The organism is Mesorhizobium sp. Arg314 (genome assembly GCF_053714275.1).
The window spans coordinates 275,406-288,549 of sequence record NZ_JBSKBP010000002.1 but is presented as its reverse complement, the minus strand read 5'-3'; the positions used below and the strand labels follow the sequence as shown (position 1 = coordinate 288,549).

Genomic DNA, 13,144 nt, shown 5'->3' with positions numbered 1-13,144 from the left:
AAGATTGGCATTGAAAGGTGTGTTTCGCAGTGCAACATTAGGCCTTGGCCCAATCTGGCACGCACCTCCTAAAATGCGGTGGCGAGTTCGCGCATTCCGGTGACTTCGACGTGTCGTTTGCAGGAATTGCCTTGCCGGCATGAGGCTACAAAAGGAGTTTGAGAATGAGCGAAGCTGCGACAAAACTGGAAACGGGCAGCAAAACGCGCGAGTCGACCGCCAGGCTCGAACTCGCCGGCAAGACGCACGAATTGAAGGTGCGAAGCGGGACGGTCGGGCCGGACGTCATCGACATCGGCTCGCTCTACAGCACCACCGGCGCCTTCACTTATGATCCGGGCTTCACCTCAACTGCAAGCTGCGAGTCGGGGATCACCTTCATCGACGGCGATGCCGGCATCCTGCTGCATCGTGGCTTCCCGATCGATCAGCTCGCCGAGCATGGCGACTTCCTCGAGGTCTGCTATCTCCTGCTCTACGGCGAGTTGCCGACCAAGGCCCAGAAGGACGACTTCGATTATCGCGTGACCCGTCATACGATGGTGCATGAGCAGATGTCGCGCTTCTTCACCGGCTTCCGCCGCGATGCGCACCCGATGGCCGTCATGTGCGGCGTGGTCGGCGCGCTGTCGGCCTTCTACCACGACTCGACCGACATCTCGGACCCCTACCAGCGCATGGTCGCGTCGATGCGCCTGATCGCCAAGATGCCGACGATCGCGGCGATGGCCTATAAGTACCATATCGGCCAGCCCTTCATTTACCCGAAGAACGATCTCGGCTTCGCGGCCAACTTCCTGCACATGTGCTTTGCCGTGCCGTGCGAGGAATACAAGATCAATCCGGTGCTGGCGCGCGCCATGGACCGCATCTTCATCCTGCATGCCGATCACGAGCAGAACGCCTCGACCTCGACCGTTCGCCTTGCCGGCTCTTCCGGCGCCAATCCATTTGCCTGCATCGCCGCCGGCATCGCCTGCCTGTGGGGCCCGGCGCATGGCGGCGCCAACGAAGCGGCCCTCAACATGCTGGGCGAGATCGGCCATGTCGATCACATTCCCGAGTTCATCGCCCGCGCCAAGGACAAGAACGATCCGTTCCGCCTGATGGGCTTCGGCCACCGCGTCTACAAGAACTACGATCCGCGCGCCAAGATCATGCAGAAGACCGCGCATGAGGTGCTGGGCGAGCTCGGCATCAAGGACGATCCGTTGCTCGACATCGCCATGGAGCTGGAGAAGATCGCGCTGACCGACGAGTATTTCATCGAAAAGAAGCTTTACCCGAACGTCGACTTCTATTCCGGCATCACGCTGAAGGCGCTGGGCTTTCCCACCACCATGTTCACCGTGCTCTTCGCGGTCGCGCGCACCGTCGGCTGGATCGCCCAGTGGAAGGAAATGATCGAGGATCCGCACCAGAAGATCGGCCGCCCGCGCCAGCTCTACACCGGCGCCACGGAACGCGACTACGTGCCGATTGCGAAAAGGTAAGTGAGTAGCGAATAGGGAGTAGTGAGTAGTAGCGGCGCTGAACAGTGAATGCAGCGCACTGACTACTGACTACTGACTACTGACTACCCACTACTCCCCTCCTGATGCATCCCATCACCACTTCCGCGGCGATCTCGCCCGAGGGCCGCTCGGTCGCCATGCGCCGGGCGATCTCGGCAAAGCCGGCCTTCTGCCAGGCGCGCATGCCGGTGTCGGCGAACAGGGCTTCCAGCTGCCGGGCAAGGTTTTCCGGCCGGACATACTGGTCGTAGAATTCCGGAACCAGCGCGCGGTCGGAAATCAGGTTGGGCAGGAGCGCCGACCATGTCGTCACCAGATGCTGCAGAAGCTGGCGCGCGATCGGGTCGAGCTTGTAACAGGAAACCATCGGAACGCCGGCGAGCGCCAGCTCGAGCGACACCGTTCCGGAAGCGATCAATGCCGCATCGGCCTTGCCGAAGGCCTGCCATTTGCGCTCCGGCTCGGTGATGATTTCCGGCTTGTCGTCCCAGCTCGCGACCGATGCCTTCACCAGCTCGGCGACATGCGGCACCGTCGGCAAGAGCAGGCGCAGGCGATGGCCGCGCTGGCGCAGGACCGACATCGCCTTGCCGAAGGGTTCTGTCAGCCGGCGGACTTCGCCGCGGCGCGAGCCGGGCAGCACCAGCACCGTCTTGACCCGGTCGTCGGTGAGGTCGCGTGGCTGGCCCTGCGCCTTGGCGGCGCCAAGCACGCCCGGATCCTGCGTCAAGCGGTGGCCGACATAAGTGCCGGGCGGTCCGCCAAGACGAGCGAGCGCCTTCACCTCGAACGGCAGGATGCAGAGAATGTGATCGACATAGGGCTTCATCGCGACCGCCCTGCCCGGCCGCCACGCCCATACGCTTGGGCAGACATAGTGGACGATCGGAATGGTCGGTGCCGCGGCGCGGACCTTCTTTGCGACGCGCAGCGAAAAGTCCGGACTGTCGATGGTGACCAGGCAATCGGGCCGCTCGGCTGCGATCGTCGCCGCCGTCTGGCTGATGCGGCGCATCAGCCGCGGCAGGTCGCGCAGCACCGCGCTGAAGCCCATCAGTGCGATCTCGCTGCCGTCGAAGAGCGGCGCCAGCCCCAACTGCTGCAGGTGCCTGCCGCCGATGCCGACGAGTTGAACCTTGCGGCCGGTCGTGCGCTCGATCGAACGCACGATATCGGCGCCGAGCAGATCGCCGGATTCCTCGCCGGCGACGACCGCGAGCTTGAGCGGCTTGTCAGCGACCATCAGCCGGCTCCCCATTGGCCAGCTCAGTTGCGGGCAGACCGACGATGAACAGGCCGAGCGCGTTCGCGCGGGCAAGCGTGGCCGGGCCTTCGAGAATGAGCGAACGGCCGGCCTCGACGGCTATGCCGGCAAGGCCGGCCGCATGCGCAGACTCGATCGTCTGCGGGCCGATGGTGGGCAAATCGGCGCGCAATTCCTGGCCCGGCTTGGCGCATTTGACCAGCACGCCGCGCGCCTTGCCGGCCAGCCTGCCATGGCCGCGCAATTCGCGCATTCTGTCGAGCAGGCCGGCGGTGCCTTCAATGCCTTCGAGGGCGACGGCTCGGCCTCCGATCGCAATCGCCGCCTGGCCGATATCGAGCGCGCCGATGGCCTTGGCCGCCTTACGCGCGGCTTCGATATCGCGCCAATCCGACTGACTTGGCTCTGCCGCCGTCAGCGGACCTTCGCCGGCCGCAAGTTCCGGAACGACTTCGTGCGCGCCAACGACCTTGATCCCGCGCGTTTCAAGCGCTCGGGTCAACATCTTCAGCAGACCGTCGTCGCCGCGCCGCAAGGCTCTGACCACTAAGGGAATTATCGCCAGCAGGCCAAGTGTCGGCTTTATCTTGCTCAGCCGCGGCCTGCGCTTGATCTCGCCGGCCAGGACCAGATGCGTGATGCCCTGGCGCTTCAGCAAGGGGAATAGCAACCCGATGTCTTCCAGCGCGAGTTTTTCCTGATCGTAGGCGGCAAAGTCCGCCTCGCGGTCGACCTCACCGGCGGCGATGACGATGAAAGGCACAAAACCATGCTTGACCAGGCCGTCGGCGACTTCGACGGGCAAGCTTCCGCCACCGGCAATAATGCCGACTTTTGCGCCCGGCGCGAGTGAAAACCTCGGCGTCGCGGGCTCAGCCCTGGTCATCGCCATTGTCATCGTCGCCGCCATCCTTGAGCGATGGGACGGCAAAGTGCCGCTTGCCGCGACTGGTGATGAAATCGATGATCTTCATGGCCGTTGGCGACCCGGAGAATTCGGCCTTGGCGAGTTCCACATTCTCGCCGACGGTGCGGGAACGATCGAAGATCGCCCTGTAGGCCTTGCGCAGCATGTGGATTTCGGATCGCGGCAGGCCGGAGCGCTTGAGCCCGATGATGTTCAAGCCGCGCAGGCCGGCCCGGTTGCCCACGGCAATGGCATAGGGAATGACATCACCGACAAAAGCCGAGCAGCCACCAAGAAAGGCGTTGTCGCCGACGCGCACGAACTGATGCACGGCGCTCAGGCCGCCGATATAGACGTTGTCGCCGATCTCGCAATGTCCGCCGAGCGTCGCGCCATTGGCGAAGGTCGCGTTCTTGCCGACGACGCAATCATGGGCGATGTGGGCATAGGCGAGAAAATTGCCGTTGTCGCCGATGGTGGTCTCGCCACGGCTGGAATCCGTGCCGACATGCATGGTGACGCCTTCGCGCAGGATGCAGTTCTCACCGATGACCAAGGTGGTGCGCCCGCCCTTGTGCTTGGTGTTCTGCGGCGGCGCGCCGAGCGTCGCCATCGGATAGACCTTTGTTCCGGCTCCGATGGTTGTCGCGCCCATCACCGATACATGGCTGACCAGCTCGACGCGGTCGCCGATGATTGAATCGGCGCTGATATGGCAGAAGGGTCCGATGCGGACGCCTTTGCCGAGCCGGGCTCCTTCTTCGACGACCGAGGAAGGATGGATGGATGTCTCGACTTTCATGAGCATTTCGAACCGTCAGCCGGTAACCATCATGGCCGAAACTTCGGCTTCGGCGGCTTTCACGCCGTCAACCATCGCCTCACAGGCGAATTTCAGCAGGTTGCCGCGTTTCTTGATCTTTTTGACATGGATTCTGAGCTGATCGCCCGGAACCACCGGTTTGCGGAATTTCGCATTGTCGATGGTCATGAAATAAACCAGCGAGGGCTTTTCCGTGTTGAGGCTGCGAATGCAGATCGCGCCGGCGGTCTGGGCCATGGCCTCGATGATGAGCACACCGGGCATCACCGGCTGCTGGGGAAAATGGCCCTGGAAATGCGGCTCGTTGATGGTCACGTTCTTGATCCCGACAGCGGATTCGTCGCCGTCGATGTCGACGATGCGGTCGATCATCAGGAACGGATAGCGGTGCGGCAGGAGCTTCATCAGCCCCATGATGTCGACCGCCTCGAGTGTCGTTGCCACCATGTCAGCCATTTCCGTCGCCTTGCTTGCGCGTCCTGGCCATCTTGCGCAGCATCGCTATCTCGCGCATGGCTTCCGCCATCGGCTGTGCCGGATAACCTCCCCAGATCTCGCCTGCCGGCACGTTGTTCATGAATCCACTTCTCGCAGCAAGCTTGGCCCCTGGCCCGATGGTCAGATGATCGGCGAGGCCGACACCGCCGCCCATGGTGACGTTGTCGCCGACGACGACGGAACCGGAAATACCCGAAAGGCCTGCTATAATGCAATTGCGGCCGATGCGAACATTGTGGGCGATCTGCACCAGATTGTCGATCTTGGTGCCCTGGCCGATGATGGTATCGGACATCGCGCCGCGATCGACTGTCGAATTGGAGCCTATCTCGACATCGTCCTGGATGATGACGCGGCCGATCTGCGGCACCCGTTCAGGTCCCTTGGCGCCGCCCACGAAGCCGAAACCGTCCTGGCCGATCCTGGCGCCGCCATGGATGATGACACGGTTACCGACAAGCGCATATTGGATGCTGGCGCCTGGACCGATGAAGCCGTCGCGACCGATCTGGCAGGAACGGCCAACAACGGCGTGAGGCGCAATGACGGTGCCGCTGCCGATCGACACACCGGGACCGATCACGGCCCCCGCCTCGACAATCGCCCCTTCCTCGACATGCGCGGACGGATCGACAAACGCATGCGCCGAGATGCCGGTTTCTCCGGTCATTGGTCCCGGAGTCGCGGCTGCCGGAAACAACAGGCGCCCGACCATCGCGAAAGCCTGTTGCGGACGCGGATGCATAAGCACCGCGATGCCTGGCGGCGCCTTGCTGGCAAAATCGACGGGGCACAGGACCGCGGCCGCCCTTAGCGACTGCATCAGCGCGAAATTGCGTTTGCCGTCGACAAAGACGAGCGCGCCGTCGCCACCCTCATTGGCTGGAGCCAGCGCCTCGATGGCAATTTCGGCCTGAGCGGAATCGAGCAGGCTGGCGCCGGTCAGATTCGCGACCTCGCCAGCCGTATACCGGCGTGAAGGCGCGAAGAACACCGGATCGGTCATTCCAGAAGCAATATCCAGCTGGGTCGGGTCAGTCCACTCCGGGCCGCTAGCCGGCCCGGAACCATCGCAACCACGAAATTAGAAGCGGGTCGCGATACCGAAGTTGAATTCCTGCGTTTTGTCGGTCGACTCTTTCTTGACCGGGATCGCATAGTCGATGCGGATCGGACCGAACGGCGAGGCCCACATCAGGCCGACACCGACCGAAGCACGGAGCTTCATGCCAACCGAATCCTGGTTCAAGTCAGCCGGATTGAGCTTGCTGCCATAGAGCGTGGCGGCATCCGCAAAGACAGCGCCACGCAGGCCGAAGCTTTCCGGAATGACCGGCAGAGGGAACTGGGCCTCCGCCGAAGCATTGAAATAGGTCGTCCCGCCGAGATGGTCGCCACTGCCATCATTTGCAACTGGGCCAATGCCGCCATACTCGAAACCGCGGATCATGCGGTCATTGCTCTGGAAGTGATCGAAGATGCGCAGATCACCATTGCCATAGCCCGCAATGTAGCCCGCGCCGCCCGAAACCAGGCCGACGAGATCAAGCTGCTCCGACAAAGTCTGGTAGACGCTTGCACGCCCGGTCACCTTGACCCACTTCGCATCGCCGCCCAAACCGGCGAACTCTGTCGTACCCGTGATATAAAGGCCCTCATGCGGATTTTTCATATTATCGATAGTGTTGTAAACCAGACCCAGGCTAACTGACGACTTGAGCCAAGGGCTTTCTGCAACGCCGTCCCGGATCGCCTGGGAGATGGTGCACTTGGTTGGGTCATAGATCCCACTTGCGTCCAAGCACCCATCTGCAATCGAGTACTTTTCCTGGGAAATGTTATAGGCAAGCTGCGTCGAAATGCTGTCGGTGATCGGCAAGCCAAACCGAACGCTCGCACCGGTGGTGTCCGTATCGTAGTGATCATAGTTGCGGGTCGACTTGTAGATATCAAAACCCGCCGCGATGCGCCGGCCAAGAAAGTAGGGCTCGGTAAAGGAAACGGCATAGTCACGCGAATGCTTGCCGCCGCCGGCCGACAGCTTGATGTACTGGCCACGGCCGAGGAAGTTGCGTTCGGTGATCGAGCCTTCGATCGATGGGCCGGGCGTGTCGCCGCCGGTCGAATAGCCGGCACCGACCGAAAACTCGCCGGTCGACTTCTCGACCACGGTGACCACGAGAACGACCTGATCGGGAGCCGAGCCCGGAACCGTCGAGATATCGACGGACTGGAAGTAATCAAGGTTTTCCAGCCGCTTCTTCGCGCGCTGGATGAGGACCTGGTTGAAGGCGTCGCCTTCGCTGACATCGAACTCACGCCGGATGACATAGTCGCGCGTGCGGTCGTTGCCGCGGATTTCGATGCGCTCGACATAGGCCTTGGTGCCCTGGTCGATGGTGTAGACGACCGAAATGGTGTGGTTCTCGAAATTACGGTCGCCGCGCGGCGTCACCTGGGCGAAGGCATAGCCCGACCCCGCGACCTTCTCGGTCAGGGCAACGATCGAATCCTCTACGTCCTTGGCGTTGTAGACGTCGCCCTTGTGGGTCTCGACCGTGGATTCCAGCGCCTTCGAGTCGACCTCGGGGATGGTGCTTTCCACGCTGACGTCGCCGAATGTATAGCGGTCGCCTTCCTGCACGGTGATGGTGACCGTGTATTTGTTGGTGGCGTCGTCAAGCTCGCCGACGGCCGAGACGACCTGGAAGTCGGCATAGCCATGATTGTAGTAGAAACGGCGCAGCAGCTCCTGGTCGGCGCGTAGCTTGTCCTCGTCGTAGACGTCGTCGCGCAGCACGAAGGACAGCCACGACGAGCGCTTGGTGTTGATGACATCCGACAGGCGGCGGCTGGAATAGGCGTGGTTGCCGACGAAATTGATCGCCGCGATCTGGGTGCGGCCGCCTTCGTTGATGTTGAAGACTACGTTCACGCGGTTGTCGCCGAGATCCATGATCTGCGTGGTCACGGCAGCGTCGTCACGGCCAATGCGCTTGTAGGCAGCCTTTACCGCCTCGACGTCGGCATCGAGCGCCTGCTGCGAGAAGGTCGCGCGCGGCTTCAGCTGGATAGCGGCCTGGAGCGCATTGTCCTTCAGCTTCTTGTTGCCCTGGAACAGGACCTGGTTGACGACCTTGTACTCGGAAACCTTGACCACCAGGCTCGAACCGACCTGGTTGATCTGAACGTCCGAGAACAGGCCGGTGCCGAACAGCGCCTTGACGGCGGCGTCGATATCGGAACTGGAAAAGGGCTTGCCCGGCTTGATCGAGATGTAATTGCGGATGGTTTCCGCATCGACCCGCTGGTTGCCGCTGACCTCGACACGCGAAATCACCGCGGCCTCGGCCACGGACGTGGCAGCGAACTGCACTGCGAGCGCGCCTGGCACGACCAGAGCGGCGGACAAAGCCGCCGCGGACGCGGCGCTCAGAAACTTGGATGCTGCCTTCATCGGGCTTTTGTACCTTTTTCTCGTAGTCCCCACGGCGAGAAAACCGGACGTGCGGTATTTTCCCTTACCGTATTAACCGGATTTTCCCTACACGCAAGGCTCCCGGTTAATTTGTATTTACTTAACCGTACCGCGTGGCTTTCGCGTCACGCATATCCCCACGCATGGTAAACGGCATCTCAATGCGACCGGGGCTGAAGCCAAATTTCTTCATGATTTCAGCACCCAAACAGATCATTCCAAAAAACGAAGCCCATGAAGCCGAGCACCAGGAACAGCCCGGTCCGATAGGCCATCTCCATCATTCGCTCCGAAACGGGCCGCCTAATGATGGCCTCCACGCCGTAGAACAACAGGTGGCCGCCGTCGAGAGGGGGAATCGGCAGAAGATTGAGAAATCCTATTCCGACTGACAGAAATGCAACAAGCTGGACCAGCCACTCGAAGCCGAGCTTGGCTGCCTGACCCGACATCTTCGCGATCTTGATCGGACCGCCCAATTGGCATTTGTCCTCGCGTCCAAGCGCAAAGCGCTGCAGGAACTGGCCGGTGCGCTCGATCACATGCCCGGTTTCCTCGACCGCCGCCACCACGGCGCCCGCCGGCGTATAGGAGATCAGGCGTGGCTGGCCGAGCTCGGCGTTGTTGACGACGCCGATAACCGCGACCTTGACCTTGTTGCCCAGCGCATCCTGCTGCTCCATGGGCTCCGGCGTCGCCGTGACGGCGATTTCCTTGCCGTCGCGCAGCATGGTGAAGGTGATGGCGTCGCCTGCCCGGCCCGAAACCAGCCGCTGCACGTCGGCGAAAGTCTCCACCTTGCTGCCGTCGACTTTGACGAATCGGTCGCCTGGCTGGATTCCGGCTTTTTCCGCAGGGCTGCCCGCGGTGACTTCGGCCACCATCGGCTCCAGGACCGGACGGCCATAGAGCGAAAACAGCACTGCAAACACGGCAATCGTCAAAAGGAAATTGAACAGCGGCCCCGCAACGACAGTAGCGGCGCGCTTCCAGATCGGCTGGGTATGGAAGGCGACCTGGCGCTCTGCCTCGGTCAGTGATTCGATCTCTTCGGCGCTCGGCTGGCTCGACGTCGCATTCATGTCACCGACGAACTTGACGTAGCCGCCAAGCGGAATGGCGCAAAGCTTCCAGCGCGTGCCGCGGCGATCGTTGAATCCGAAGAGCTCGGGGCCGAAGCCGATGGAAAAGGCCTTCACGCCGATGCCGCACCAGCGGCCGATGAGATAGTGGCCCATCTCATGGACGAACACGACCACCGTCAGCACGAACAGAAACGGCACGAGCGTGCCGAGGACGAAGCCTCGTGTGCTGAAGACCGCGTGAAAGATGTCGTTCAAGTCATGCCCTCAAATTCGCCCGCGCGCGACACTCCGCCGCGACTGTGGCATCAATCCGGGCGAATCCGTGGCGCGCGCCATTTTTCGCCTTACGTCGTTCAGTTCGGAAACAGCCCCAGTGCCGGATGCTCGGCGCCCGCCGTGATCCAACCAATGACGTACAGGGCGAACGCTGCCGCGACAAGCCCGTCGACCCTGTCCATGACGCCGCCATGGCCGGGAATGAGGTTGCTCGAATCCTTGGCACCGTGCCGGCGCTTGACCCAGGATTCGAACAGGTCGCCGATCTGCGAGACGACCGAGAGCAACAGCGCGACAAGACCCAGCAGAACGAGATTGCCGGCTCCGGCGAAGGCAGCCAGCAGCAATCCGGCGACCACGCCGCCGATGGCGCCGCCTGCCGCGCCGCTCTGCGTCTTGCCGGGCGAGATCGACGGAGCAAGTTTCGGGCCGCCGACCGCGCGGCCGACGAAATAGGCGGCTATGTCGGTCGCCCAGACCACCGCGAACAGGAAGAGGATGGCGATCAGGCCGGGATGGTCGCCGTCGCGCAACAAGGTGAGCGCGAAGCCGGACAAGGACGCGTAGAGGAACCCCGAAGCCTCCCATTGCGCCGCTCCTTTTAGGCGCGCGGCAATGGCAAAGATGGCGGTGATCAGGGTGATCAGCAGCAGCAGCCATAAGGCCGGCTGGCCGACAGCCAGCGCGACAATGAAGACACCCACGATAATTTCCGGCGCAAGGGGGATCGTCGTGCCGCTTGCCGGTCGCGACAGGCGCGTCCATTCGTAAAAGATCACCGCGGTGATCGCCCCGCAGAACAGGCGAAACGGCAGCCCGCCAAGCCAGGTCACGGCAAGCGTCACGGCCGCCATCACGATGGCCGAGATGACGCGCTGCTGGAGATTGCTCATTGGCGCCGGCGCTACAGCGCGACGTCGCGGGCGGCAAGCCCGCCGAATCGGCGTTCGCGGCCGGCAAAATCGCGAAGTGCGTCGGAGAGGTGCTCGCGGCTGAAATCCGGCCAGTAGCAAGGCAGGAAGACCAGCTCGCTATAGGCCGCCTGCCACAACAGGAAGTTCGACAGCCTGAGCTCGCCGCTGGTCCGGATCACCAGCTCGGGATCAGGGATGCCCTGGGTGTCGAGCGACGCGGCAAAGCTTTCCGCCGTGATCGCGTCGCTGGCCATGTCGCCGCGCACGACCGCATCCGCCAGCTTGCGGGCGGTGCGCACGATCTCGTCGCGGCCGCCATAGTTGAAGGCGATGACCAGCGTCAGCGCCTCATTGCCTGCGGTCAGCGATTCGGCCTCCTGCAGCAGGCCCCTGATGTCGGGCTGCAACCCATGCCTGTCGCCGATCACCCTCACCCGCACGCCGCTCTGATGCAGTTCGGCAAGATCGCGGCGGATGAACAGCTTCAACAGGCCCATAAGGTCGCTGACCTCGGTTTTCGGCCGCGACCAGTTCTCCGAGGAAAAGGCGTAGACGGTCAGATAGGAGATACCGAGCTCAGGCGCCGCGCGGACCGTCTTGCGCAGGGCCTCGACGCCCGCGCGGTGGCCGGCAAGGCGCGGCAGTCCTCGCGCCTTGGCCCAGCGTCCGTTTCCATCCATGATGATCGCGACATGCGCGGGCGTTGCCATAGTCTCGCTTTCGAGCCGGAAAACCCGACCCTAAACCTGCATGATTTCAGCTTCCTTATCGGAAAGCAGGTGATCGATCGTGCTGATCATCTCGTCGGTCAGCTTCTGAACCTGGTCGGACCGCTTGCGCTGATCGTCCTCGCTGATGGTGCCGTCCTTCTCCGCCTTCTTGAGGAAATCCATGCCGTCGCGGCGGACGTGGCGGACCGCGACGCGGGCGTTCTCGGCATAGCCATGCGAGATCTTGACCAGTTCCTTGCGGCGCTGCTCGTTGAGCTCAGGCAGCGGAATCCTCAGCGTGGTGCCGTCGACGATCGGGTTGAAGCCCAGATTGGCTTCGCGGATGGCGCGGTCGACCGCGCCGACCATGGACTTGTCCCAGACCGAAACCGAAATCATCCGCGGCTCCGGCACCGACACATTGGCGACCTGGTTGATCGGCATCGCCGTGCCGTAGGCCTGCACCTGGATGGCATCGAGCAGGTTGCTGGAGGCCCGGCCGGTGCGAAGCGAAGCCAGATCGTGCTTGAAGGCGGCGATCGCCCCGTCCATGCGTCGCTTGAGGTCTTCGTACTCGCCACTCATGATCATCTCCTCGACCCGTTCGCCGGGTTCACTGCTTGTGTGGTCGTCCTGTCCGCGGTTCCGCAGTCGTTTAACGGATCCCGGCCCCGATTACTTGTCCGCGACGACCGTGCAATGGCCGCCGCCCCTCAGTATATCGCCGAAACCACCTTTTTCGTGGATCGAATAGACGATTATCGGAATGTTGTTTTCGCGCGCAAGTGCAATCGCGGCCGTATCCATGATCGCAAGCCCGCGTTTGATGACTTCTGCGTGGCTGATGCGGTCGAAGCGGACCGCATTCGGGTCCTTCTTTGGATCGGCCGAATAGACCCCATCGACCTGTGTGCCCTTGAACAGCGCGTCGGCGCCGATCTCCGCGGCGCGAAGGGCCGCGGCCGAATCGGTGGTGAAGAATGGATTGCCGGTGCCGCCGGCGAAGATGACCACCTTGCCCTGGTTCATGTAGGCGGTCGCCTGGCGTTGGGAAAAGCTCTCGCAGAGCTCCGGCATGGCGATCGCCGAAAGCACGACGGCGTCGACCCCGATCTTGTTCAGCGACGTGCGCAGCGCCAGCGAGTTGATGACGGTGGCGAGCATGCCCATGTGATCGCCGGTGACGCGGTCGCCTCCCTTCGAGGCCACGGCGACGCCGCGAAAGATGTTGCCGCCGCCGATGACGACGCCGACTTCGACGCCCAGCGCGCGCGCCTCGGCAATGTCGGCTGCGATGCGGTCGACCACCGAGACGTCGATGCCGAAATGCTGCTCGCCCATCAACGCTTCGCCGGAAGCCTTCAGCACGACACGTCGATAGAGGGGCTTCACCGTCATCTGGGTCCTCGAATATCTCGGCGCGGCAATTTTGGAGGCAAAACCGCCCCCGTTTCATCCGGCGATGCTGTCATGACGGGTGACCCGATACACGAAGGGCGCGGCGATGTCACGCCGCGCCCTCGTGCAAAATTCCAGGCTTTTTCGGTCAGTTGCCGCCTTTTGATCAGTTGCCGTCTTTTGATCAGTTTACTCGAGATGCTGATCGCCTCGCCTTCGATCATGACCGCAGGCGAATAACCGGCCGGCTTGTCGCCGGTCACGGCGCCGCCGGTCA

General features: G+C 62.6%; 13 protein-coding genes. 1 reads left to right on the top strand and 12 read right to left on the bottom strand.

Annotated features, from left to right (window positions below; all coding sequences use genetic code 11):
* The first annotated feature begins 164 nt into the window (after window positions 1–164).
* Window positions 165–1,493: a citrate synthase gene (gene gltA / locus ACWGS9_RS03515; RefSeq protein WP_454503904.1), complete on the top strand. Its 1,329-nt coding sequence runs from the start codon at window positions 165–167 to the stop codon at window positions 1,491–1,493.
* A 76-nt stretch (window positions 1,494–1,569) separates the two neighbouring features.
* Here the strand turns inward: gltA and lpxB are convergent, their stop codons facing one another.
* The 12 genes from lpxB to ACWGS9_RS03455 all read right to left on the bottom strand — a co-directional run bounded on the left by lpxB (window position 1,570) and on the right by ACWGS9_RS03455 (window position 13,130).
* The gene (gene lpxB, locus ACWGS9_RS03510; protein WP_454503903.1) at window positions 1,570–2,757 is read right to left on the bottom strand and encodes a lipid-A-disaccharide synthase; all 1,188 of its coding nucleotides are present in this window, start codon (window positions 2,755–2,757) and stop codon (window positions 1,570–1,572) included.
* Complete coding sequence (locus ACWGS9_RS03505; RefSeq protein ID WP_454503902.1) at window positions 2,747–3,664, bottom strand: LpxI family protein; 918 nt, start codon at window positions 3,662–3,664, stop codon at window positions 2,747–2,749. Before ACWGS9_RS03505 ends, lpxB begins: the two co-directional genes overlap by 11 nt.
* Window positions 3,651–4,487, bottom strand: coding sequence for an acyl-ACP--UDP-N-acetylglucosamine O-acyltransferase (lpxA, locus tag ACWGS9_RS03500; protein WP_454503901.1), 837 nt, complete (start codon window positions 4,485–4,487; stop codon window positions 3,651–3,653). Before lpxA ends, ACWGS9_RS03505 begins: the two co-directional genes overlap by 14 nt.
* A gap of 15 nt (window positions 4,488–4,502) precedes the next feature.
* A complete protein-coding gene (gene fabZ, locus ACWGS9_RS03495) occupies window positions 4,503–4,964 on the bottom strand; it encodes a 3-hydroxyacyl-ACP dehydratase FabZ (RefSeq protein ID WP_454503900.1) in 462 nt (153 codons plus the stop codon).
* Window positions 4,957–6,012 carry a UDP-3-O-(3-hydroxymyristoyl)glucosamine N-acyltransferase gene (gene lpxD / locus ACWGS9_RS03490; protein ID WP_454503899.1) on the bottom strand — a complete coding sequence of 352 codons (1,056 nt, stop codon included), beginning with the start codon at window positions 6,010–6,012 and terminating at the stop codon, window positions 4,957–4,959. The genes fabZ and lpxD overlap by 8 nt, the downstream gene beginning before the upstream one ends.
* Before the next feature lie 78 nt (window positions 6,013–6,090).
* Window positions 6,091–8,463, bottom strand: a complete 2,373-nt coding sequence (gene bamA, locus ACWGS9_RS03485; RefSeq protein ID WP_454503898.1) for an outer membrane protein assembly factor BamA — start codon at window positions 8,461–8,463, stop codon at window positions 6,091–6,093.
* A gap of 218 nt (window positions 8,464–8,681) precedes the next feature.
* Window positions 8,682–9,824 (bottom strand): RIP metalloprotease RseP, encoded by a 1,143-nt coding sequence (gene rseP / locus ACWGS9_RS03480; protein WP_454503897.1) that lies wholly within the window; start codon window positions 9,822–9,824, stop codon window positions 8,682–8,684.
* Window positions 9,825–9,922: 98 nt separating this feature from the next.
* Window positions 9,923–10,738, bottom strand: coding sequence for a phosphatidate cytidylyltransferase (locus ACWGS9_RS03475; RefSeq protein ID WP_454503896.1), 816 nt, complete (start codon window positions 10,736–10,738; stop codon window positions 9,923–9,925).
* A gap of 11 nt (window positions 10,739–10,749) precedes the next feature.
* Window positions 10,750–11,469, bottom strand: a complete 720-nt coding sequence (locus tag ACWGS9_RS03470) for an isoprenyl transferase (RefSeq protein ID WP_454503895.1) — start codon at window positions 11,467–11,469, stop codon at window positions 10,750–10,752.
* A 30-nt stretch (window positions 11,470–11,499) separates the two neighbouring features.
* A complete protein-coding gene (frr, locus tag ACWGS9_RS03465) occupies window positions 11,500–12,054 on the bottom strand; it encodes a ribosome recycling factor (RefSeq protein WP_454503894.1) in 555 nt (184 codons plus the stop codon).
* 90 nt (window positions 12,055–12,144) lie between these two features.
* Window positions 12,145–12,867: a UMP kinase gene (gene pyrH, locus ACWGS9_RS03460; protein WP_095765617.1), complete on the bottom strand. Its 723-nt coding sequence runs from the start codon at window positions 12,865–12,867 to the stop codon at window positions 12,145–12,147.
* The gene (locus tag ACWGS9_RS03455) at window positions 12,864–13,130 is read right to left on the bottom strand and encodes a hypothetical protein (protein ID WP_454503893.1); all 267 of its coding nucleotides are present in this window, start codon (window positions 13,128–13,130) and stop codon (window positions 12,864–12,866) included. Before ACWGS9_RS03455 ends, pyrH begins: the two co-directional genes overlap by 4 nt.
* Between the last annotated feature and the right edge of the window lie 14 nt (window positions 13,131–13,144).